The sequence below is a fragment of the Zobellia galactanivorans genome, from assembly GCF_000973105.1.
GTDB lineage: Bacteria > Bacteroidota > Bacteroidia > Flavobacteriales > Flavobacteriaceae > Zobellia > Zobellia galactanivorans.
Genome location: NC_015844.1, coordinates 2,632,808 through 2,655,462, shown reverse-complemented (window position 1 = coordinate 2,655,462; position 22,655 = coordinate 2,632,808). Strand labels below are relative to the sequence as shown.

Sequence of the window (22,655 nt, the reverse complement as noted above, 5' to 3'; positions counted from 1 at the left end):
TTTTAATTATTCTTTTTATTTATCCCTTCCGGCCCGGAACCCTTTTTAATATCCTGCATTATAGATTCCAATTCAGAAAGGCTCATATCGTTCTTCTTCATAAAGAAAGAGACCATGCTTTTAAAAGAGCCCTGAAAATACCCGTCCACCAGCTTATTGATACTCTGGTTGCTGTAATCCGACTTTTTTACGATAGGAAAGTAGAGATATCCCTTCCCTTCTTTTTCATGACCTACAAAACCTTTACTTTCTAAAATCCTTACAATTGTGGATACGGTGTTGTATGCTGGTTTTGGTTCTGGTAATTGTTCAATAATAGCGGCAACATTGCATTTTTCCAGTTGCCATAATTGCTGCATCACCTCTTCTTCCGCTTTTGTTAATTGCTTCATTTAACTAAGTATTTAGTTCATACACGAAACAAATATAACTAAAAATATAGTTCAAACTAAAATTTTAGTTAAAAAATAAAAATCGGTTTTAAACTTCTATCAAAATCGCTAACATACTAACAGTCAGACCACCCTTAAAAGCAGCAAGAGAACCCACCGGAAAGATGTAACAAAATGTGCTTATCTTCGTCAAACAGCAAATTGATAAAATGGACATTGTACTGCTTGTTTTAGGTTTCGTTTTTATGTTCATGGGAATTTTGGGCAGTTTCTTGCCCGTTCTCCCAGGACCCCCGATCAGTTGGGTGGGGCTACTACTGCTACACCTCACCAAGGCCGTTCCCCAAGACTGGTTGTTTTTAGGTATCACCGCGGCCCTCGCACTGATTGTATTTGCCCTAGACTACGTCATACCCGCCATAGGCACAAAAAAATTCGGAGGAACCAAGGCAGGGGTTATCGGCACTACCTTGGGACTATTGGTCGCCCTATTCTTCCCTGTTTTAGGTCCGTTTGGTATTATTATTTGGCCATTTGTCGGTGCCCTGGTAGGTGAATTATTGAATAAAGCCGATGGAAAAACGGCCACCAAAGCCGCTTTTGGGTCGTTTTTAGGTTTCTTGACCGGTACCTTTATGAAATTCTTGATTGCCATAATCTACTTGGGACTATTTATCTCAAAAGCGTGGGATTATCGCTTAGAACTATTTCCTTTTATAAACTAAACCCGTATTTCCCATGAGAAAATCAGTATTTGTTCCGCTCGTATTTCTACTGATTACCGGATCGATTTTTTCCCAGGAATTTGACACCAAAAAACTTGATAGCCTTTTTGCAACCTTAGAAACCCATGATCGTTTTATGGGCAGTGTTGCCCTATCAAAAAACGGAAAGACCATTTACAGTAAAACCACGGGCTATGCCGATATAGAGACGAAACAAAAGATAAATACAACAACAAAATTCAGGGTGGGGTCCATTTCCAAAATGTTCACCTCAGCCCTTACTTTTATGGCTGTTGAAGAAAATAAAATAACTTTAGACCAACCTCTATCAAACTTCTTCCCCTCAATTAAAAATGCATCCGATATTACTATTGGCCACTTGCTCAGCCACCGCAGTGGAATCATGAACGTAACAAGTCTACCCAGTTATCTTCTATGGAATACACAGCCAAAAACAAGAACACAGCTTTTAGAGTTGATCGAACAAGGGGGAAGCGTTTTTAACCCTGATAGCAAAGCGGAGTACAGCAACTCTAACTATATACTATTGACCTTTATTTTAGAAGATGTCTTCAAAGACAACTATGCCAATCTAATTAAAGACAGAATAGCGGTTCCTCTAAAATTGAGCAATACGTATGTAGGCTCAAGCATAGACCTAACAAACAACGAGGCCCACTCCTATAGCTATGACACCCAGTGGAAGAAATCTTTTGAAACCCACATGTCTATTCCTTTAGGAGCCGGGGCCATAGTCTCTACACCTAACGACCTCAACACTTTTGCAAGGGCTCTTTTTGAGGGCAAACTCATTACGAGCGAAAGCCTGAAGCAAATGAAAACTTTTAAGGACGGTTATGGAATGGGCCTATTTGAGATGCCCTATTTCAGCAAGAAGGGATTTGGCCATAATGGCGGCATAGATGGATTCTCATCTCAATTAGCCATTTTCCCCAAAGACCATATCTCCATAGCACTTACATCGAACGGCACCCGTTATAGCAACAATGACATCTTTATTGCCGTACTAGCGGCATACTATGGCAAATCTTTTGACATACCCGACTTTAGCACCATAGAAATAGCCGCAGAAGACCTAGAAAAATACCTCGGCACCTATGCAAGTCATCAGAAAAAATTAAAGATAAGTATTACTCAAAATAATGGCACCCTTATGGCACAGGCGACCGGACAACCCTCATTTCCGTTGGAGGCCGTAGCAAAGAATGTTTTTGAATTTCACCTAGCGGGAGTACGCCTTGAGTTCGACCCTGAGAACAAAACAATGCTTTTAAAGCAAGGCGGTGGCGTATTTAAATATAAAATGGAATAGACTATAATAGCTTTCTAATCCATCCAAACTACCTTATCCGCAATGGGACTCCGCTGTCCTTCAGGAATTTCCTCATCGGAATAGCCCAAATAGAAAAAGCCCAAACAGGCTTCGCCCTCGTTCATTTCAAAAAAATCGTTCATATGCTTTACGAGTCCCGGAGAACTCCAATAGCAGCCAATACCCATTTCCGTACAGCAGAGCCACATATTTTGAACGGCCATTGCGGTAGCGGCGACTTCTTCCCATTCGGGAATACTTTGGGCGGGGTCCCTTTGCATACAGATAGCGATAATTGCGCCCGCACGCTTCGGGTTTTCAATTAGTTTTTTGGCTTTGAACTCCTTCGGGTTGGGATCGTTTTCCAGATATTTCAAGGAAAGGAAAAGTCCCAATTTCTCTTGAGACTCCCCCTGTAAAACCCGAAACCTCCATGGTTCGGTTTTTTTGTGGGTAGGGGCCCAATTGGCCGCTTCCAATATTTTTTCGATATCGGCCTTGGCAATAGGCTTATTATTATACTGAGCCGGAAATACCGAGCGTCTGTTTCGTATTAAATCTAATATCACTTGTTTCTTTTTTTCTTGTCTCAAAAGTATCCAAAAAGCAAAATGTAAGCATTGGCTTTAGCAAAAAGATAACAAACAGCCCTAAGCGCTACTCCAACCAGCTTTGGTAATACTTGCCATCATCGATATCCAAGGCCTGTTGGGTTAATTTCAACGGCTTGAACGTATCTATCATTACTGCAAGTTCTTCAGTTTTGCTTTTCCCTATACTGCCTTCGTAAGTACCTGGGTGCGGACCATGAGGAATACCCGCCGGGTGTAGGGAAATATACCCTTCATCAATCCCCTTCCTACTCATAAAATCACCATCCACATAATAGAGCACCTCATCCGAATCTATATTGGAATGGTTATACGGTGCCGGTATGGCCTGTGGGTGATAATCGTACAACCTCGGGCAGAAGGAGCACACCACAAAGGCGCTTGTCTCAAAGGTTTGGTGCACTGGGGGCGGTTGGTGAACGCGACCTGTAATGGGTTCGAAATTATGAATGGAAAAGCCGTACGGAAAATTGTACCCGTCCCAACCGACCACATCAAACGGATGGGTGGCATATACCAGATGGTGCAGCTGCCCTTGTTTTTTTACCTTCATCAAAAACTCACCCTTTTCATCAAAGGTCTGCAGGTTCTGTGGCAGCTTAAAATCGCGCTCGCAAAAAGGCGAATGCTCTAAGTGCTGACCGAACCAATTCCGGTATCTTTTAGGGGTATATATGGGGTGATAGCTTTCGGTGATCAATAAACGATTATCCTCTGTATCAAACTCGATTTGATAGATCATACCTCTTGGAATCACAAGGTAGTCTCCATATTCAAAAGGAATTTCCCCCAAAAAGGTCTTTAAAGTACCTGAGCCCCTGTGTACGAACAATAGCTCATCGGCATCGGTATTCTTATAAAAATAATCCGTGACCGACTTTCTGGGCGCAGCGAGCCCTACATGCACATCTGAATTGAAAAGTACGGTCTTTCGGCTCTGTAGATAATCGTCTTGGGGCTTTACCTCAAAGCCCTTTAGCAATCTTGACTTTATATTGTATTCTACGGCGGCCCTCGGAGCAATATCCAAGGTTTTACCGACTTCCTTTACCTGTGTAGGCCTATGCAAATGATATAGTAAAGAGGACATTCCGTCAAACCCAATGGTACCGAACAATTGTTCGTAATGCAAGGTGCCATCGTCTTTTTTGAAGATGGTATGACGTTTTTGCGGAAACTTTCCGAGCTTATGATATAACGGCATATGTTCTGCGTTTATAAATGTACTCCTAAAATTAGTGCTTTTTTAGCGATATCGCATATTTGCCCTTCCATAAAAACGGATGGAATTATTTTTCATATAAGAAATCCTTAAAATGGAAAAAACGTTTTAATAATGTATTTCACCGATAAAAAGAGCGCATTTCGTCGTAAGTTTGACCTGTCGTTAAGCTCATAAAAAATGAGTGGCATAAACTAGGGGCGCTAAAAATTTGAACCTGGTTTAAAGCACACGAAATAGTCGAATCCTTAACACCTCGCATCATGAAAAGAACACATCATCAGATAAAAGCGGAAAGGGCCAAAAAAGCATGGATGCTCATCCAAAACCAGACGACTTCCAAGCAAAACAAACAGGCATCGTTAGAGCGCCAATTGCAAAAAATCTAAAGTTTTCCTTCCAAAAATTCTCCCTTCACCAAATACTGGTCGACAGCCTTGTCCGTCGTGTTTTTAAATTACCGAAGGGGGCAAACAAAAAAAGCCTTCCAACAAGGAAAGCCTTTCATTGGCCCAAACCTATAAAGGTTCTGGGTCACAACACAACAGGGCAAAGATACTAAAGCATTTGAATTAATTGCAATTTGCCGACCACAAACTAAGCCTTAGGCCTGAAGCGTCTCATAATGAGCCGCGCAGCCTTATCGTAGTTAATGTAGTTGTAGGCCCAGTTAAAAAATACTACCACCTTATTTCTAAAACCTACCAAGGCCATTAGGTGAACGAACATCCAAATAAACCATGCAAAGAAGCCAGCGAATTTTAGCTTCTTAATATCGGCCACCGCCTTATTTCGGCCGATGGTGGCCATGGTTCCCTTATCGCGATAAGTAAAAGGCTTCAATTCTTTTCCCTCTAGCATGCGCTCAAGGTTATCGGCCAACAACTCCCCTTGTTGAATGGCGGGTTGTGCCACTTGGGGATGCCCTTTCGGGAAGCCATCGGTTTCCATATAGGCAATATCACCAATGGCAAAAACCGTATCATAGCCCTCAACTTGGTTGAACCGGTTTACCTTATAGCGGTTCAACCGCTCCACAAGAACATGGGTGGCAAAACCTTCAATGGCGGCCCCCGTAACCCCTGCCGTCCAAATAAAATTCTTGGTATTTAAGGTCGTGCCATCCTTTAGGGTCAGTCGCTCCCCATCATAATCACTGGCAATCACGTTCAAATGAACGCGCACACCTAGGGCCTTCAAAAATTCGGTCGCCTTTTTGGAGGCGTTCTCACTCATTGGGGGCAGTACCCTTGGGCCGCCCTCGAATAGGTTGATTTCCATTTCATCTATGTTGAGATGCCGGTAATCTTTAGGAAAAACGTTGTTTTTCAATTCGGCAAAGGCACCGGCCAACTCTACTCCCGTAGGGCCCGCACCCACGATACAAAAATTTAACAACGCCTTGCGTTCAACCGGGTCTAGACAGTCATCGGCCTTTTCAAAATTCTGTAACATAAGGCTCCTGATATCAAGCGCCTGGGGAACGGTCTTCATAGGCATGGCGTACCGGGCAATATTCTGGTTGCCAAAAAAATTGGTCTTTGTGCCTGTGGCCAAGACCAAATAATCGTAACCTAGGTTTCCTATATCGGTAAAAACGGTCTTTCCATCAGGATCGATACGTTGCACCGAAGCCATCCTAAAATAAAAATTATCGAGTTCCTTCAAGACCTTTCGAAGCGGGTATGCAATGGAATCAGGCTCCAAGCCACTGGTAGAAACCTGATATAGAAGTGGCTGAAAGGTATGGTAGTTATGGCGGTCGATCAATACCACCTGTAAATCAACTCCTTTTAGATTTTTTGCCAGTGATATTCCGGCAAAACCGCCACCAATTATCACTATTCGTTTTTGACCAGTATCGGGAAGGTTCATGTCGTAATTTTATACAAAATTAAGAAGAACCGATGCTGCGGGGCGTGCGATTAGGAGAAATATAACAGATAATTTTGACCCAATAAAAAAACTGCCCTTTCAAGCAGTTTTGTGTTTTATTTCAAGATCAAGTCCTACTTGCCCACGTCCCCTATTTACTGGGAAACGGAGAGGCCTTCTTCGTTTTGGTTTTTCGATTTTTTGTTACACATCCCCAGTTCGGGTATGACCAATAGGGGTATCTGTGTATGAAATGCCATTTTCTTTACAACGGGCTCCCTTGTGATTTTTTCCATATAGCTATGCTGATAATTAAGCATGGCCAACAGGTGTATGTCCAGTTCATTGCTAAAGACCTCCAAAGTTTTTGATACCGAGTTCAATTCCGATACGGTATGAACATAATGCTCTACATTTTTCAAATACTTTCTAAGCATGTCTAAATTGAATTTCTGCAGTTCGCTCAAGGCATGTATCCCTTGTTGTACGTGTACGATGCGGATGACCGCACCGAAGGTCCGGCTCATATCGAGCAAGGGCTCTAGTTCAGATTCGGTATAAAACCGATTGAAATCCGTAGCAAAGGCAATTTCATTGGGGCGGACAAAGGGAAAGGATTCAGGCACGGCCAATACTGGGCAATTGTTCACCGATTTTATGATCCGTACGGTATTACTGCCCATAAAGACCTCTTCCAGCCCCGAGGCTCCTTTGGTTCCTGTCACCACCAGATCGATCTGCTTATCTTCTATGGTTTCCTTGACTTCATCGACCAACATGCTAAACGACGATATCGCATAAAAACTATGCCGTGGGTTGTTGAACTGGGCCTTGATGCGCGATATGACCTTGGCCAGGCCCGATTCCGATATTTCCTTGGCCGTATCTTCCAACATATTCCCTTCAAGGGCGGCCGCCATAAAACGACTGTGCGCAATGTGCGGCGTGTAGGTATTCAACACGTAAAAAGTACAGGCCTCGTTGGCAAAAAGCTCTATGGCGTAGCATGCGGCATTCCACGCATTTTCTGAAAAATCGGTTGGCAACAATATATTCTTCATCTACTTTTTTATTGAAATCTTCAAGGGTAAAAGTAGATGCAAAACCATAGGTAAACTATGACATATGTCAGTTTTGGAATGTCCGGTTTAGAATCTTTCGGCGAGTTCCAAGAGTTTGCGCTCGTCGAGCACCCCTATTTTTTTTCCGGAAGTTTTGATCAAGCCTTTCTTCTTGAACTCCGAAATAATCCGGATACAGGATTCGGTAGCGGTTCCTACCACATTTGAATAATCTTCACGAGAGAGTACCAGATTCAAGAAACCATCGGTATCGTCCCCATAGTTTTTTCTCAGGTATAGAAAGGCTTCGGCCATTCGCTGTTTCACCGTTTTTTGAGACATGTTTACGATAACGTCATCTGCTTCCTTTAGGTCGTGGGCCATATGCCGTAAGACCTCAACCGCAAAGTTCGGGTTTTGATCGAGCGTATTGGAAATCACATCCTTTGGAATAAAACAGACTTCCATATCACTTACCGCGATTGCGCTCAAATTGGTAACTTCTTCGGCAATCACGGCACGCTGGCCCATTACCTCGCCCTTGCTGGCCAGTTTTACGATTTGATCCTTTCCGTTCGCACTCAGTTTCGACAGCTTTGAAACCCCGGTCCTTACGCAAAAAACCCCATTAAGTTGCTCACCCTCTTGAAATAGGGCCTCGCCTTTTTTAAGTTTTTTGGAAATCTTGGAATCGGATACTTTCTTTAATTCTTCCTTGCTCATCGCACGTAACGAATTAAATTGTCGTATTATACAATTTTCACATCTGCTGCTCATAACACTATTATTTATACCTGACTATGCAAACTACTTATACCTGACAATGCAAAGATAACCTTCACCGACCGTGTTAAACCTGACAATTGTCATATTTTTTAATACCTACCTTTTGCATCTTTGCAAACAGGTATTAGCAAGTGTAATATGAATTCTAACAACTGTTTCCATTGCGGCGACGACTGTGGCAATAACCCAATCGCACTAGACGATAAAAATTTTTGCTGCCACGGTTGCAAGACCGTGTACGAAATATTATCGGGCCATGACCTCGATTACTATTACGACTTGCAATCTGCGGCCGGGGCATCCCCGAAATCAATTGATGGAAGATACGATTTTTTAGATTCAACTCCAATCGCCGAAAAACTTATTGAGTTCAACGACGGTGACTTACAGATCATAAACCTCTATATTCCGCATATTCACTGTAGCTCGTGTATCTGGGTTCTTGAGAACCTGAACAAGCTAAACCCCTATATTAAGGGCGCCCAAGTAAATTTCCCCAAAAAGACCGTACGGATTACATATAGCAGTTCCGATATTTCACTAAAGGAAGTAGTGGTGTTGCTGGCCCGGATCGGTTATGAACCCTATATCTCCCTTGATGATTTCGACAAAAAGAAGAAAAGTGCCGACCGTAGCCTCATCTATAAACTTGGGGTAGCAGGTTTCGCCTTTGGCAATGTGATGTTCCTGTCGTTTCCCGACTATTTCGACCTATCGTCAAGCAATGCATCCGGCGGCGAATACTGGCTCAACAAATACGAACCGGTCTTTCATTGGCTTATATTCTTGTTTTCACTACCGGTACTTCTTTATGCCGGCAGGGATTATTTTATTTCGGCCTACAAAGGCATCCGTAGTAAAATGTTGAATATTGACGTACCCATTGCCCTTGGGATCTTAGTGCTCTTTGTTCGCAGCACCCTCGACATTGTCTTTGATTGGGGAAGCGGGTTTTTCGATTCGCTTACGGGATTGGTCTTTTTCTTGCTCTTAGGAAAGTTCTTTCAGCAAAAGACCTACTCCTTCCTTTCCTTCGAACGTGACTACAAATCATATTTTCCTATAGCTATAACCCGCATCACTAAAGGCGGCAAGGAAGAAACCGCCCAAGTACACGATATTGAACGCGGCGACCGCCTACTGATCCGAAACGAAGAACTGATTCCCGTTGACGGCATCCTCATCAAGGGGCAGGCCCGTATCGACTATAGCTTTGTTACGGGCGAATCGGAACCGGTAAAAAAAGAATCTGGGGAAAAAGTCTTTGCCGGAGGAAAACAACTCCAAGGAGCCATAGAGATGGAAGCCCTAAAATCGGTCTCTCAAAGTTACCTCACCCAATTGTGGAGCAATTCCGTTTTTCAGGAAGACAAGGCCAGTAAGTTTCAGACCCTGACCGACAGTATCGGCAGAAGGTTTACCATAGCCGTGCTCAGCATTGCTTTTTTATCGGCCATTTTCTGGCTTTATTTTGACCCGAGCAAGGCCTTGAACGTTTTTACCGCAGTCTTGATCATTGCCTGCCCATGCGCCATTGCCCTTTCGTCACCCTTTACCCTGGGCAACATGCTCCGAATCTTCGGACGGAAGAAATTTTATTTAAAAGACACCCAAACCATTGAGCAATTGGCCCAAATAGATACGGCTATTTTTGATAAAACAGGTACGATAACCACTGCTAAAAAGAGCACGGCCACCTATGAGGGCATGCCCCTTACGGAAGCCGAGGCCTCCCTATTGAAGAATACCTTAAGGGGGTCGAACCACCCCTTGAGCCGCTCCCTTTACAACCTGTTGGCCGAAGAGAATATCGTTACCCTTGACGAATACGAAGAACATATCGGCAAAGGCGTAGAAGGGTCTAAGGACAACGAACACATTAAAGCGGGATCGGCCGACTTTGTAGGTAACGGACAAACTACGGATGCCCTTACCACGGCGGTTCATATCAGCAGCAACGACACGTATAAGGGCAAGTACATTTTTCACAATGAATACCGCGAAGGGGTTTCCCAAGTATTCGAAAAAATGTCAAAAGATTTTAATGTAGCCGTACTCTCGGGCGATAACGAAGGTGAAAAGCAGCGCCTTGAAAAATTGTTACCAAAACTTACCCCCCTGTATTTTGGCCAAAAACCACAAGATAAGCTCGAATTTATTAAAACATTACAAGAACAGGGCAAAAAAGTACTGATGGTAGGTGACGGGCTTAACGACGCCGGTGCCTTGGCCCAAGCCGAAGTAGGCCTTGCCATTTCCGAGAACATCAATGTATTTTCACCTGCCAGTGATGGCATTATGGATGCCAGCAAATTCAAACAGCTACATCAGTACATCTGGGCCTCTAAAAAAGCCATGAAGGTCATAAAAATGAGTTTTATCCTATCTTTGGCCTATAACCTAATTGGACTTTATTTTGCGGTTACAGGGCAATTAGAGCCGGTTATTGCGGCCATCTTAATGCCCCTGAGCTCCATTAGTGTGGTAGCGTTTACCACGATAGCCACTAATTTTATAGGCAGGAACATTGACTGATATTGCAAGTTATAGCGTCCACATTTGTAACTTCATAGTAAAAAAACGGGATGGATCCGTTTAAAAAGTTAGGTTTGTAAAACGAACAATCCACCAAACTCGTTTAAGTATAAATGCCAACTTTCAAGACCTCTTCGATTTTAAACCATTTTAAAAACATCTCTTTTCTTCAGATATCGATAGCCATTGTATATCTCTGGTTCGGAGTACTCAAATTTTTCAACGATGTAAGTCCCGCCGAAGAATTGGCCAAAGAAACCATTACATCATTGAGCTTTGGTCTTATCCCCCCGAACGTTTCAATTATACTTCTAGCCCTTTTGGAAGTCGGTATCGGCACATTCCTGCTTTTCGATTTATTTAGGAAGCAAACCGTTATCGTGACCCTATTGCATATGGTCTGTACCTTTTCCACTTTATTGCTTCTGAACGAAGCCTCTTTTACCTTCAGCCCATTCGCCCCTACATTGCTCGGCCAATATATAATCAAGAATTTGATTATCGTTGCCGCATTAATTTCTATCTATCAAGGCGCAAAAAAGGCCTAAGATCTCAAACCGAGGCCTATTTACCCCCTAGGCACCCCATTTTTATATTTTTTTCTAGAAATACGATTATTTTATCTTTTTATAAATCAAATGTTTACATTCGATAATTAAGAAACTTTAAGAGAATCGTCAAAACCTGATATAAGTCATATTTAATCGGGTACACACGCCGTAGTTTTACGGCATAATTCAGGTAGGTATGAGTGTTATTTATGTGTTATTGGCCATCAGCGTTCTAGTTGCGGTCTTATTTTTCATTGCATTTATCGTTTCGGTAAAGAGCGGTCAGTACGATGATTCGTATACCCCATCGGTACGTATGCTTTTTGAAGATGAGCTGGTAAAGAAGCAAAAAGATGTCTCCATCAAGAAAAACAAAGAAAAAATCCAACTAAATAAACAGGTATAATTATGGAAGTACAGCAGTTTTATTACGATAACAAAATCGTGAAAAATTTCCTCTATGCAACCATGTTCTGGGGTATTGTGGGTATGTCCGTAGGCTTATTGCTAGCCTTCATGTTCATGTTTCCCAACTTGACCGACGGAATATCATGGTTAAGTTTTGGCCGTTTGCGCCCATTACACACCAATGCGGTGATTTTCGCATTTGTAGGAAATGCTATTTTCGCGGGGGTCTATTATTCAACGCAACGATTGCTCAAGGCCCGTATGTACAGTGACTTCTTGAGTAAGTTCAATTTTTGGGGCTGGCAGGCCATTATCGTATCGGCGGCCATTACCTTGCCGTTAGGATACACCAGTACCAAAGAATACGCCGAACTTGAATGGCCCATAGATATCGCCATTACCTTGGTATGGGTCGCATTTGGTGCCAACCTTATCGGTACCATGCTTAAAAGGAGACAACGTCACCTTTACGTGGCCATTTGGTTTTATCTGGCAACTTTCGTTACCGTAGCCGTTCTGCATATTTTCAATAACCTGGAACTTCCCGTAAGCGCCCTAAAAAGTTATTCGGTCTATGCGGGCGTTCAAGATGCCTTGGTGCAGTGGTGGTACGGACATAACGCGGTAGCCTTCTTCTTGACCACACCGTTTTTGGGCCTTATGTACTACTACGTTCCAAAAGCCGCGAACAGACCGGTATACTCGTATAGATTGTCTATAGTCCACTTTTGGTCTTTGATCTTTATTTACATCTGGGCCGGACCTCACCATTTATTGTATTCCGCATTACCCGATTGGGCACAAAACCTAGGGGTTGCGTTTTCCATCATGCTTTTGGCCCCTTCTTGGGGAGGTATGATCAACGGACTCTTAACCTTGCGTGGTGCCTGGGACAAGGTTCGTACCGATCCCGTCTTAAAATTTATGGTGGTAGCGATTACCGGTTATGGTATGGCCACTTTTGAAGGCCCTATGCTTTCACTTAAAAACGTAAATGCCATTGCACACTTTAGTGACTGGATCATTGCCCACGTACACGTAGGGGCCTTGGCCTGGAACGGTTTCTTGACCTTTGGTATGATCTATTGGTTGGTACCTAAAATGACCAAGAACAAATTGTTCTCGACCAGTTTGGCAAACTTCCACTTCTGGATCGGTACCTTGGGTATCATTCTATATACCTTGCCTATGTATGTGGCCGGATTTACCCAAGCCTTGATGTGGAAAGACTTCAACCCAGATGGCACCTTGGTTTACGGTAACTTCTTAGAGACCGTACACGAAATCATGCCGATGTACTGGATGCGCGCCATTGGTGGCACCCTATATATCACCGGGGCCTGTGTAATGATCTATAACGTAGTGAGAACTATACGCTCCGGTAGCACTATAGAAGACGAATTGGCCGAAGCCGCTGCCTTGACCCGCGTTTCAAAACACAGAACCGCTGGGGAAACCTTCCATACTTGGTTGGAGCGCAAGCCTATTCAGTTGACCATTTTGGCCACCGTAGCCATTTTGATCGGAGGTATTATCCAGATCGTACCTACACTTTTGGTAAAATCGAACATCCCTACCATAACCAGTGTAAAACCCTATACGCCTTTAGAATTGGAAGGCCGTGACCTCTATATCCGTGAAGGCTGTGTAAGTTGCCACTCACAAATGGTACGCCCCTTCAGAAGCGAGGTAGAGCGTTATGGTGAATATGCAAAGGCAGGTGAATTCGTATACGACCACCCCTTCCTTTGGGGAAGTAAACGTACCGGTCCCGATTTGCTCAGGGTTGGCGGTAAATATTCCGACAACTGGCACTTGAACCACATGTACGACCCACAAAGTACCTCTTCAGGCTCTATCATGCCCTCATATTCATGGCTAGTGCGCAACAAGCACGACCGCAGTGATATACAGAAAAAAATGAAAGCCATGGTCACCTTAGGGGTTCCCTATACCGAAGAGGAGATTGAAAACGCCGATGCCCTTATGGATGCACAGGCAGAAAAAATCGAGAAAAACCTGTATACGGATCCCGATTTTGCAAAGAACTATGAGGCCGATAAAGCCAATGCCGCAGAAAACGGCGAAGAGTTCATAGAAATGAGAGACCGAGAAATCGTAGCCTTAATCGCCTACCTACAAAGGTTAGGAACCGATATCAAGGTCAAGGAAACCGGTGAAATATTATCTGACAACAAAAACTAAAGATCATGCTCAAATTTGTAAAAGGTTACATGGAAAGTATCGATGGCGTAGCAACCTACCCCATGATATCGTTACTTATCTTCTTTGTGTTTTTCACATTGTTGTTCTGGTGGGTCTTCACCGCCTCGAAATCGTACATAAAAGAAGTGAGCGAATTGCCTTTGGAAGAAGATAACCAACAAAACCTAGAATTATGAAAAATACATCGACTTGGTGGATTAAAATACCACTGATTTTCTTTTTAATATTCGGCCTGACGGAATTCTTTGTTGATTCAGGAGAGATTCCGGCCTTTATAAAATACCCGATGGTACAGGTGTTTCTCGTATTCATCCTGTTCTTGCTTATCGTTATAGCGGTAATTACCAGGGCTATTGAAAACGTAATGTTCCAAACGCTTTCCAAAGAAGGCCAAGAGCGCTATATCGCCGCCAAGAGCAAATCGTTCCAATGGGAATGGGGCCAAAAAGTCTACCAAAAACTACTTGGTTCAAAACCCATTGAAAAAGAGGAAGAAATCATCCTTGACCACAATTACGACGGTATTCGCGAACTAGATAACAATCTTCCGCCGTGGTGGGTATATCTTTTCTATGCCTCCATTGTCTTTGCCGTAGTCTATTTGGCACGCTTTCACGTGTTCAACGACTATAACCAAGACCAAGAATACGAACAAGAGGTGGCCGCCGCGCAACTAGAGATCGAGGCCTACAAAAAAACCGCTAAGGGACTTGTGGATGCCAATACGGTAGAACTACTTACCGATGCGGGCGACCTTAAAGCCGGACAGACGATTTTTGAGAGCAACTGTATCGCCTGTCATATGGCCGATGGTGGTGGAGGTATCGGACCGAACCTTACCGATCAACATTGGATTTTGGGTGGAGGCATCAAAAACGTTTTCCATACCATTTCAGAAGGTGGTCGTGATGGCAAAGGTATGATTGCCTGGAAGCAAACCTTAAAACCAGCGGAAATTGCCCAGGTGGCTAGCTACGTACTAAGCTTTCAAGGTACAACACCGGCCAATCCAAAACCCGCCGAAGGTGATTTATGGGTAGACCCGAACGCTACTGAACAGCCAGCACCGGCACAAGAAAACAGTACCGAACAGGTCATCGACTCCACTTCGGTAACCGTGAACTGAATATTGCGGGACCAAGGCCCCGAAAGCTGATAAAGCGAACATAAAATGGCACAAGACCAAGACAATTTCAGAGATTCAATAGGCACCATTAAAGAAGATGGTAAACGCGCATGGGTTTTTCCTAAAAAACCCAGTGGCAAATTTTACCAATATCGTAAATATGTCAGTTATGTTCTTCTGACCTTCTTGATTGCCTCTCCGTTTATAAAGATAAATGGCAACCAATTCTTGATGTTCAACGTACTCGAAAGACGGTTCAACATCTTTGGCTTTCCATTCTACCCCCAAGATTTTCATCTCTTTGTTATTTCGATGATTATCGGGGTGGTCTTTATTGCACTTTTTACCGTGGCCTTCGGTCGTATTTTTTGCGGATGGATGTGCCCACAGACCATTTTCATGGAGATGGTCTTCCGAAGGATCGAGTATTGGATCGATGGGGACAGAGGCGCGCAAATGCGACTCGACCGGCAACCTTGGAATGCCGAAAAAATCAGGAAACGCACGCTCAAATGGTTTATCTTTTTTATCATATCGTTCATTATAGCCAATGTCTTTCTGGCTTACCTTATCGGAAGTGACCGTTTGATACAATACATTACCGATGGCCCGACCGAGCACCTGAGCACCATGTTGTCTTTATTGATATTCACCGCTGTCTTTTACTTTGTATTCGCGTGGTTTAGGGAACAGGTATGTATCATCGCCTGCCCTTACGGCCGTATGCAAGGGGTGTTGCTCGACAACAAATCTATTGTAGTGGCCTATGACCACAAGAGGGGCGAAGGTGAGAACGGAAGAAAAAAATGGCGTAAGAACGAAGACCGAGAGGCCTTGGGCCATGGCGATTGTATCGACTGTTTTCAATGTGTGAACGTATGCCCCACCGGAATAGATATTAGAAATGGAACCCAATTGGAATGTGTCAATTGTACGGCCTGTATCGACGAATGCGATACAATCATGGAAAAGGTAAACCTGCCCAAAGGCTTGATCCGCTATGCCAGTGAAGACGAAATCACAAAAAAGGAAAAGTTCAAATTTACGCCCCGTTTAAAAGGGTATACGGCCGTATTGGTGATTTTAACCGGTGTGCTTATCGGTATGATGTTCTTGAGAAACGACCTTGAAGCCAATATTTTGCGGTTACCAGGTCAACTTTACGAACACAAGGAAGGTAATATTATCAGCAATGTATATACCTATAAACTATTGAACAAGACGACCAAATCGGTCGACAACGTGAATTTTAAATTGATGTCGCACGAAGGCAATATCAAACTGGTCCGTAACGAGAATTTTTCCGTGCCACCAGAAGCCTTGGCAGAAGGCACCTTGTTCATTGAAATCAAGGCCTCGGCCCTGAGCGGTGATAAAAACAACCTAAAAATCGGGGTGTATAGTGACGATAAACTGATAGAAACCACGACGGCCCGCTTTTTGGCTCCGCGTAGTTATAAATAAGATTAAAAAAGGAAAATCATGAAAATAAATTGGGGTACGGGTATCGTAATAGCTTTTGTTGGCTTCATCAGTTTTATACTGTTCTTCGTGATACGAATGACCACGAGCCACAATGCTAACCATGATTTGGTAACCGAAGAATATTACAAGGCCGAACTGGGCTATCAAAAAGAGATCGACGCGGAACAAAATGCCCTTAACGCTAGCGAACAAATAGAATTAAAAAAATCGCCTGACGGATTACTGGTTATTTTCCCCGAAGGATATGACAATACGAACGTATCAGGCAATGTGTCCCTATACAGACCATCCAATAAGCACTTGGATTTCAACTTACCTTTAAGTTTATCCAATTCACATTTGCTCATACCTGACAAACGCCTGTTGGATGGTCGCTGGGACATAACCATATCTTGGAAACACCAAGGCAAGGATTTTATGCACAAGGAAAGTATAACCTTTTAAAAGCACTATGATTTTATCTGCCGTCGTTTTAGGTCTTATGGGAAGCTTGCACTGCGTGGGTATGTGCGGTCCTATAGCCTTTATGCTTCCGGTAGATCGGTCAAATGAGTTTAAAAAATTCGGCCAGATATTCATTTATCACTTGGGCCGGCTCATGGCCTACGGTATTATCGGGGTAGTATTCGGTCTTCTCGGCAAAGGACTTTCCATTTTCGGGATGCAGCAGAAGCTTTCCATCATCATTGGGGTTTTAATGATCCTGGTCATCTTGATTCCCTATAAAACTTTCAACAAATACAATCTATCGAAGCCTATTTACAAAATGGTTTCAAAAGTCAAGAACCGATTGGGAAAGGAGCTCAAGAAAAAATCGCCCGACACCTTCCTGACCATAGGCTTCCTTAACGGCTTTTTACCTTGCGGCCTGGTCTATATGGCACTCTTTGGGGCCATTGCCATGGGGAATGCCGTACAGGGCGGTCTTTATATGATGTTGTTCGGTTTAGGTACCCTGCCCTTAATGACCGTCGCCATATATTTTAGTGGCCTATTGAAAGGCGGTATACGTCAGAAAGTACGCAAGGCCATTCCGGTTTTTGTCGTCATCATCGGTTTACTATTTATTCTTAGGGGCCTAGGCCTGGGCATCCCGTATGTATCGCCAGCACCCATTACGGAAATGGCTTCAAGTGCCATAGAGTGCCAAAACTAACGGCCACGGCCACCAAACATCTCGCTTATGAAACCCTTACCCAACGAAATTGTACTTCGCCCGAGGTTTCAATGGGATGTGTCCGGAGCCAAAGAAGAAATACTTAAAAAATTCGAAACGGCAGGACACCCCCCTTTTTTAGTAAAGCGCCTAGACGAACACGTATTTATTAAGTTTAACGCCCAGAACAATCATTTCTGGTCGCCCCAATTGCACCTCCAAATTGAAGAAATAGACGCCACCAATAGCCAGCTATACGGCATATTCGGCCCTAACCCTACCCTATGGACCTTCTTCATGTTCATACACTTCATCATAGCCTGTCTTTTCATTATTTTTGGCATTTGGGCCTATTCAAGTGCCTCCTTGAACAAACCCTATCACATTCAGATGGGTATTATGGGCTTCTTGGTCATCCTATGGTTCGTACTTTACTTTTTTGGGAGGAGCGGCAAGCAAAAAGGGAAACCGCAAATGCAAGAATTACAAACATTTACAAGAAAAATCCTTGAGCAAAAAGCCTAGAGTTTTTATAGTCTTCCTTATATTTAACGGCTACAAATAACCTAACAACCAATAAAATGAAGCGTATTTTAACCTTGGCCCTTACGTTGGGTCTACTATATTCCGGTGTCATCTTTGCCCAGAAAAACCAAGAAGAACCAAGAGGAACGGAGAATGTTGCCTACCAATGGGGGAAAATGGCCTTAGATGCTACGGCCTCCGATACGGAAAGGTTCAAGCCACGCCCCACCATTACCTCACGCTATCTAGGCTTGATCTTTGTTTCCATTTTTGACGCCTGGTCTCGTTATGACGAAAGTGCCATACCCGTTTATTTGAACGACGTAGACCGCAGGCCCGCCAATGAGCGCAACCTCAAGAACAAAGAAATCGCCATTAGTTATGCCGCTTTCGGGGCAATGAAGGAGTACTACTTTTCAGACACCGAAATGTTCAGAAAGCTCATGGCCGACCTAGGGCTTGACCCCGACAATACCTCAATGGACCCGACCACACCCGAGGGCGTTGGCAATTTGGCCGCCAAGGCCACCATTGAGGCCAGAAAAAATGACGGCAGTAACCAATATGGTGAAGCTAAAGGCGCAAACGGCGAACCCTATTCAGACTACACCAATTACAGCCCCGTAAACACGGCGGACGAGAACACCGATATCAACAGATGGCAACCCAAGTATTTCTCTGATGGAAAAGGTGGACAATATGCCCCTGGCTGCCTTACGCCCTATTGGCAAAAAGTAAAGCCCATTGCATTAACCTCAGCCGACCAATTTAGACCCGGACCACCGCCCTTGGTAGGCTCCAAGCAGTTGAAAAAAGAAGTCAAAGAGGTAGTTGATTTGCAGGCCCATCTTTCCGACGAAGAAAAAGCTTTGGTAGAATTTATGAGAGACGGGCCCCAATCGGTACAACAAGCGGGCCACTGGCTGAAGTTCGCGCAAGATGTTTCCCGAAGAGACAACCATACGCTAGACGAAGATGTAAAAATGTATTTCTTGACCGAGATTACGGCTATGGACGCCTTTATTGCTTCATGGGACTCCAAAATGTTCTATGATTACGCAAGACCCTATGCCTTGGTACACGAATACTACAAAGACAAGACCATAAAAGCCTGGGCCGGCCCCGGCAAAGGCGTTATTAAAATGAAAGGCCAGGAATGGCGTCCCTATTCCCCAGATATCTTTCTATGCCCTCCCTTCCCTAGCTATACTTCCGGACACAGTACCATTAGTGGAGGCTGCGCCGAAGTACTACGCCTTTTTACGGGAAGCGAACATTTTGGCGAATCCGTAAAACTCGTAGCAGGCTCTATGACCGAACTCGACTCCGCCCATTATGGAAAAACCGTAACCATACACTTCCCAACATTTACCGAAACCGCAAATATGGCCGGTATGTCAAGGGTTATGGGAGGCTACCATATACAGGCCGATAATATAGCAGGCTTACAATTGGGGCGTGATGTTGCATCCCAAGCCTGGAAATTCTACAACAAACACCTAGGTCAATAGAAAATTGAACGTATAAAGAAAAAAGGGGAGCCGTACAAGGGTCCCCTTTTTTTATGCTATATTTTAAAACATGATAATGTTCATATTTTAAAGAAGCCCTATTCTTGATATTTGCATAACAAAACCGACCATTATGAAAATTGTTTCAAAGGAAGAAGCCGTATCAACGATAAAATCAGGTGACCGCGTATTTTTACAGGGGGCCGCAATGACACCCAATACGCTCATAGACGCTTTATGCGACAGACATGAAGAATTAAAAAACGTTGAAATCGTTTCGATACACACCGAAGGCGAGGCAAAATACGCTCGTGAACCCTACAACAAGAGCTTTAGAATGAATAGCTGTTTTGTGGGCGGTAATGTAAGAAACGTTGTCAACAGTACCCAAGGTGACTATATTCCAATTTTTTTGAGCGAGATCCACCTTTTGTTCAGACAGGGCATTTTACCCATTGACGTAGCCATAGTACAGGTCTCCCCGCCAGACAGACACGGGTATTGCTCTTTGGGTGTTTCTGTAGATGTAGCCCTTCCGGCCATTCAGGTCGCCAAAAAGGTCATTGCCCAAATCAACCCCTCAGTGCCTAGAACGCATGGTGATGGAATTATCCATATAAAAAATATTGACTGCGCCATTGAGATCGACAGTCCGATCCACGCCCACGATATTGTTTCCATATCTCCCGTAGAGGCGAAAATAGGTAAAAACGTGGCCGGCCTTATCGAAGACGGTGCCACCCTGCAAATGGGCATCGGCAGTATTCCCAATGCCGTATTGAGCAATCTGGGCAACCACAAACGCCTTGGCATCCATACCGAAATGTTTTCCGACGGTATACTGCCCTTGATCGAACAAGGCGTGGTCACCGGGGAAGACAAACAGATCAAGACCGGAAAAATAGTTACTTGCTTTGCCGTGGGATCCCAAAAACTATATGACTTTGTAGATGACAATCCCTCGGTACATTTTAAGGAAGCCGCCTATACCAACGATACGGCCATCATAAGACGAAACCCAAAAGTAACGGCGATAAACAGTGCCATTGAAATAGACCTGACCGGTCAAATCTGCGCCGACACCATCGGCAGTCGCCAATACTCTGGGGTCGGGGGCCAAATGGATTTCATTCGTGGGGCATCGCTTTCAAAAGGCGGCAAACCTATTTTCGCCATGCCCTCACTTACGGCAAAAGGCGTTTCCAAAATTACGCCCTTTCTAAAACAGGGTGCCGGGGTTACTACGACCAGGGCTCACGTACACTATGTTGTAACCGAATACGGTGTGGCCAATCTCTTCGGAAAAAACCTAAAGGAAAGGGCACAGGCCCTAATTGCCATAGCCCATCCCGACTTTAGGGAAGAATTGGAAAAGGCCACGTACGAACGCTTCAAGAACTAAAGTTAATAGTGTATTTTTGATGCGATGGAAAAAAAGGAAATCAAAACCCGGCAAGATGTACGGCTACTGGTCGACACCTTTTATGGAAAAATAAGGGAGGAGGAAACCCTTGGCCCTATTTTTAACGGGATCATTTCCGATTGGGAGGCCCATCTTGAGCTGTTGACCGATTTTTGGGAAACCCAACTCTTTCTCCAACGCAAGTACCATGGCAACCCGGTTACGGCCCATCAGGAAGTAGACGATAAAACAAATCACACCATTACTTCCGAGCATTTCGGGCTTTGGCTCAACCTCTGGTTCGCCACCCTAGATGAACTTTTCGACGGGGAAAGGGTCTGGATCGCCAAAAACAGGGCGCAAAAAATGAGTACCATGCTTTTTATGCAAATGTACCAGCACAGGAAAAAAAACTAAACCATCTATGTGGATATTTTTAATTCGGATATTTTTATCCTAATTAAAAAAACCTATCTTTGTAAAGAAATAAACACCATCTGAATGTTTTCAAAAGCATGTGAATACGGTATAAGGGCATCGACCTACATAGCATTGAAGTCGCTTGAGGGTACTCGTGTGAGCCTAAAGGAAATCGCCGATAAAATCGATTCTCCCGTAGCCTTTACCGCTAAAATATTGCAACAGCTATCTAAAAAACAGATTATAGAATCCGTAAAGGGATCCTTAGGTGGTTTTCAGATTTCACAATCGAACATTCCCAAGATAAAGCTTGCACAGATCGTGTATGCCATAGACGGAAATAACGTATACGAAGGTTGTGGCCTAGGCCTTAAAAGGTGCAATAGTAACGAACCTTGTCCAGTACACGACAAATTTGTTCAAATACGGGCCGACCTCAAAGACATGCTCGAAAGCACGAGCCTTTATGATATGACCATGGGCCTTGAAGAAGGCTTGACCCACCTGAAACGCTAAAAAAAATTTAACTATAAATCGGACAAAAATGTCCTATTTAATATATCTAACTATAAAAACAAGAAATCATGACAAAGACCATAGGTGAAATCGTGGCCAAGGACTACCGCACGGCCCAAGTTTTCAAAAACCACAGCATTGACTTTTGTTGCAAAGGCAATCGAAGCTTGGAAGAGGTGGCGAAGAAAAACAACTTAAACCTTGACCTCCTTTCCGCTGAACTAAATGAAGTACAAGAAGAGGGCAAGGGAGACCGCCTAGGCTATCAATCATGGCCATTGGACCTTCTTATCGACTACATCGAAAAGAAGCATCACAGATACGTTGAAAAGCAAAGTACGGTGTTAAGGCAATATCTCGACAAGTTATGCCGCGTTCATGGCCAAAAACACCCCGAGCTCTATGAAATCAAGGACCTTTTTACTACCTCTGCAGGCGAGTTGGCCATGCATATGAAAAAAGAAGAATTGGTACTCTTTCCCTTTATACGCAAAATGGCAGCGGCAAAGCAATCGGGCAAGACCTTGGGCACCCCACACTTCGGTACCGTGAGCAATCCTATTCAGGCCATGATGCACGACCATGAATACGAAGGAGAGCGTTTTAGAACCATTGCCGCACTCAGCAACAACTATACCCCTCCCGAAGACGCGTGTACGACCTACAAAGTGGCATACGCCCTGTTACAGGAATTTGAAGACGACCTACACCAACACATCCACTTAGAGAACAATATACTTTTTCCGAAGGCCAGTGAACTAGAGTCGCAACTATCGGCATTGGTATAAA

The 22,655-nt window shown here is 43.9% G+C and carries 24 protein-coding genes; 18 read left to right on the top strand and 6 right to left on the bottom strand.

Annotated elements, in window-relative coordinates; translation table 11 throughout:
* Positions 1-2 precede the first annotated feature (2 nt).
* Complete coding sequence (locus ZOBGAL_RS10725) at positions 3-392, bottom strand: BlaI/MecI/CopY family transcriptional regulator (RefSeq protein ID WP_013993625.1); 390 nt, start codon at positions 390-392, stop codon at positions 3-5.
* 209 nt (positions 393-601) lie between these two features.
* On the opposite strand from ZOBGAL_RS10725, the gene ZOBGAL_RS10720 reads away from it, so the two are divergent.
* Entirely contained in the window at positions 602-1,117 is a 516-nt protein-coding gene (locus ZOBGAL_RS10720; RefSeq protein ID WP_046287449.1) for a DUF456 domain-containing protein, read from the top strand.
* 13 nt (positions 1,118-1,130) lie between these two features.
* Entirely contained in the window at positions 1,131-2,450 is a 1,320-nt protein-coding gene (locus ZOBGAL_RS10715) for a serine hydrolase domain-containing protein (RefSeq protein ID WP_013993623.1), read from the top strand.
* A 14-nt stretch (positions 2,451-2,464) separates the two neighbouring features.
* Here the strand turns inward: ZOBGAL_RS10715 and ZOBGAL_RS10710 are convergent, their stop codons facing one another.
* Positions 2,465-3,019: a nitroreductase family protein gene (locus ZOBGAL_RS10710; RefSeq protein WP_046287881.1), complete on the bottom strand. Its 555-nt coding sequence runs from the start codon at positions 3,017-3,019 to the stop codon at positions 2,465-2,467.
* 88 nt (positions 3,020-3,107) lie between these two features.
* Entirely contained in the window at positions 3,108-4,265 is a 1,158-nt protein-coding gene (locus ZOBGAL_RS10705) for a homogentisate 1,2-dioxygenase (protein ID WP_013993621.1), read from the bottom strand.
* Between the two features lie 281 nt (positions 4,266-4,546).
* Here ZOBGAL_RS10705 and ZOBGAL_RS23915 point away from each other — a divergent pair, with 281 nt between their 5' ends.
* Positions 4,547-4,672: a hypothetical protein gene (locus ZOBGAL_RS23915; RefSeq protein ID WP_262507930.1), complete on the top strand. Its 126-nt coding sequence runs from the start codon at positions 4,547-4,549 to the stop codon at positions 4,670-4,672.
* A gap of 208 nt (positions 4,673-4,880) precedes the next feature.
* Here ZOBGAL_RS23915 and ZOBGAL_RS10695 read toward each other — a convergent pair whose 3' ends face one another.
* From ZOBGAL_RS10695 to ZOBGAL_RS10685, 3 genes are all read right to left on the bottom strand, one after another.
* Positions 4,881-6,158, bottom strand: coding sequence for an NAD(P)/FAD-dependent oxidoreductase (locus tag ZOBGAL_RS10695; protein WP_013993619.1), 1,278 nt, complete (start codon positions 6,156-6,158; stop codon positions 4,881-4,883).
* Between the two features lie 155 nt (positions 6,159-6,313).
* Positions 6,314-7,219 carry a universal stress protein gene (locus ZOBGAL_RS10690; RefSeq protein WP_013993618.1) on the bottom strand — a complete coding sequence of 302 codons (906 nt, stop codon included), beginning with the start codon at positions 7,217-7,219 and terminating at the stop codon, positions 6,314-6,316.
* Positions 7,220-7,306: 87 nt separating this feature from the next.
* A complete protein-coding gene (locus ZOBGAL_RS10685) occupies positions 7,307-7,942 on the bottom strand; it encodes a Crp/Fnr family transcriptional regulator (protein ID WP_084724347.1) in 636 nt (211 codons plus the stop codon).
* Between the two features lie 201 nt (positions 7,943-8,143).
* On the opposite strand from ZOBGAL_RS10685, the gene ZOBGAL_RS10680 reads away from it, so the two are divergent.
* The 15 genes from ZOBGAL_RS10680 (at position 8,144) to ric (ending at position 22,654) form a co-directional block, all read left to right on the top strand.
* Positions 8,144-10,540 carry a heavy metal translocating P-type ATPase gene (locus ZOBGAL_RS10680; RefSeq protein ID WP_013993616.1) on the top strand — a complete coding sequence of 799 codons (2,397 nt, stop codon included), beginning with the start codon at positions 8,144-8,146 and terminating at the stop codon, positions 10,538-10,540.
* Positions 10,541-10,653: 113 nt separating this feature from the next.
* Entirely contained in the window at positions 10,654-11,088 is a 435-nt protein-coding gene (locus ZOBGAL_RS10675) for a DoxX family membrane protein (RefSeq protein WP_013993615.1), read from the top strand.
* 199 nt (positions 11,089-11,287) lie between these two features.
* Positions 11,288-11,497 (top strand): cbb3-type cytochrome oxidase assembly protein CcoS, encoded by a 210-nt coding sequence (ccoS, locus tag ZOBGAL_RS10670; RefSeq protein WP_013993614.1) that lies wholly within the window; start codon positions 11,288-11,290, stop codon positions 11,495-11,497.
* Between the two features lie 2 nt (positions 11,498-11,499).
* Positions 11,500-13,704, top strand: coding sequence for a cytochrome-c oxidase, cbb3-type subunit I (gene ccoN / locus ZOBGAL_RS10665; protein WP_013993613.1), 2,205 nt, complete (start codon positions 11,500-11,502; stop codon positions 13,702-13,704).
* 5 nt (positions 13,705-13,709) lie between these two features.
* Positions 13,710-13,901 (top strand): cytochrome cbb3 oxidase subunit CcoQ, encoded by a 192-nt coding sequence (locus ZOBGAL_RS10660; protein ID WP_013993612.1) that lies wholly within the window; start codon positions 13,710-13,712, stop codon positions 13,899-13,901.
* The gene (locus ZOBGAL_RS10655; RefSeq protein ID WP_013993611.1) at positions 13,898-14,851 is read left to right on the top strand and encodes a cbb3-type cytochrome c oxidase N-terminal domain-containing protein; all 954 of its coding nucleotides are present in this window, start codon (positions 13,898-13,900) and stop codon (positions 14,849-14,851) included. Before ZOBGAL_RS10660 ends, ZOBGAL_RS10655 begins: the two co-directional genes overlap by 4 nt.
* Positions 14,852-14,896: 45 nt before the next feature.
* Positions 14,897-16,315, top strand: coding sequence for a cytochrome c oxidase accessory protein CcoG (gene ccoG, locus ZOBGAL_RS10650; RefSeq protein WP_013993610.1), 1,419 nt, complete (start codon positions 14,897-14,899; stop codon positions 16,313-16,315).
* Between the two features lie 18 nt (positions 16,316-16,333).
* Positions 16,334-16,780, top strand: coding sequence for a FixH family protein (locus tag ZOBGAL_RS10645; RefSeq protein WP_013993609.1), 447 nt, complete (start codon positions 16,334-16,336; stop codon positions 16,778-16,780).
* Between the two features lie 7 nt (positions 16,781-16,787).
* Entirely contained in the window at positions 16,788-17,492 is a 705-nt protein-coding gene (locus ZOBGAL_RS10640; RefSeq protein WP_013993608.1) for a sulfite exporter TauE/SafE family protein, read from the top strand.
* 27 nt (positions 17,493-17,519) lie between these two features.
* The gene (locus tag ZOBGAL_RS10635; RefSeq protein WP_013993607.1) at positions 17,520-18,017 is read left to right on the top strand and encodes a hypothetical protein; all 498 of its coding nucleotides are present in this window, start codon (positions 17,520-17,522) and stop codon (positions 18,015-18,017) included.
* Between the two features lie 56 nt (positions 18,018-18,073).
* Positions 18,074-19,528: a vanadium-dependent haloperoxidase gene (locus tag ZOBGAL_RS10630; protein ID WP_013993606.1), complete on the top strand. Its 1,455-nt coding sequence runs from the start codon at positions 18,074-18,076 to the stop codon at positions 19,526-19,528.
* Positions 19,529-19,661: 133 nt separating this feature from the next.
* The gene (locus ZOBGAL_RS10625) at positions 19,662-20,930 is read left to right on the top strand and encodes an acetyl-CoA hydrolase/transferase family protein (protein ID WP_013993605.1); all 1,269 of its coding nucleotides are present in this window, start codon (positions 19,662-19,664) and stop codon (positions 20,928-20,930) included.
* 24 nt (positions 20,931-20,954) lie between these two features.
* Positions 20,955-21,347, top strand: a complete 393-nt coding sequence (locus ZOBGAL_RS10620) for a group III truncated hemoglobin (protein WP_013993604.1) — start codon at positions 20,955-20,957, stop codon at positions 21,345-21,347.
* An 84-nt stretch (positions 21,348-21,431) separates the two neighbouring features.
* Positions 21,432-21,866 carry an RrF2 family transcriptional regulator gene (locus tag ZOBGAL_RS10615; RefSeq protein WP_013993603.1) on the top strand — a complete coding sequence of 145 codons (435 nt, stop codon included), beginning with the start codon at positions 21,432-21,434 and terminating at the stop codon, positions 21,864-21,866.
* Between the two features lie 68 nt (positions 21,867-21,934).
* Positions 21,935-22,654 carry an iron-sulfur cluster repair di-iron protein gene (gene ric, locus ZOBGAL_RS10610; protein WP_013993602.1) on the top strand — a complete coding sequence of 240 codons (720 nt, stop codon included), beginning with the start codon at positions 21,935-21,937 and terminating at the stop codon, positions 22,652-22,654.
* Position 22,655: the final 1 nt, after the last annotated feature.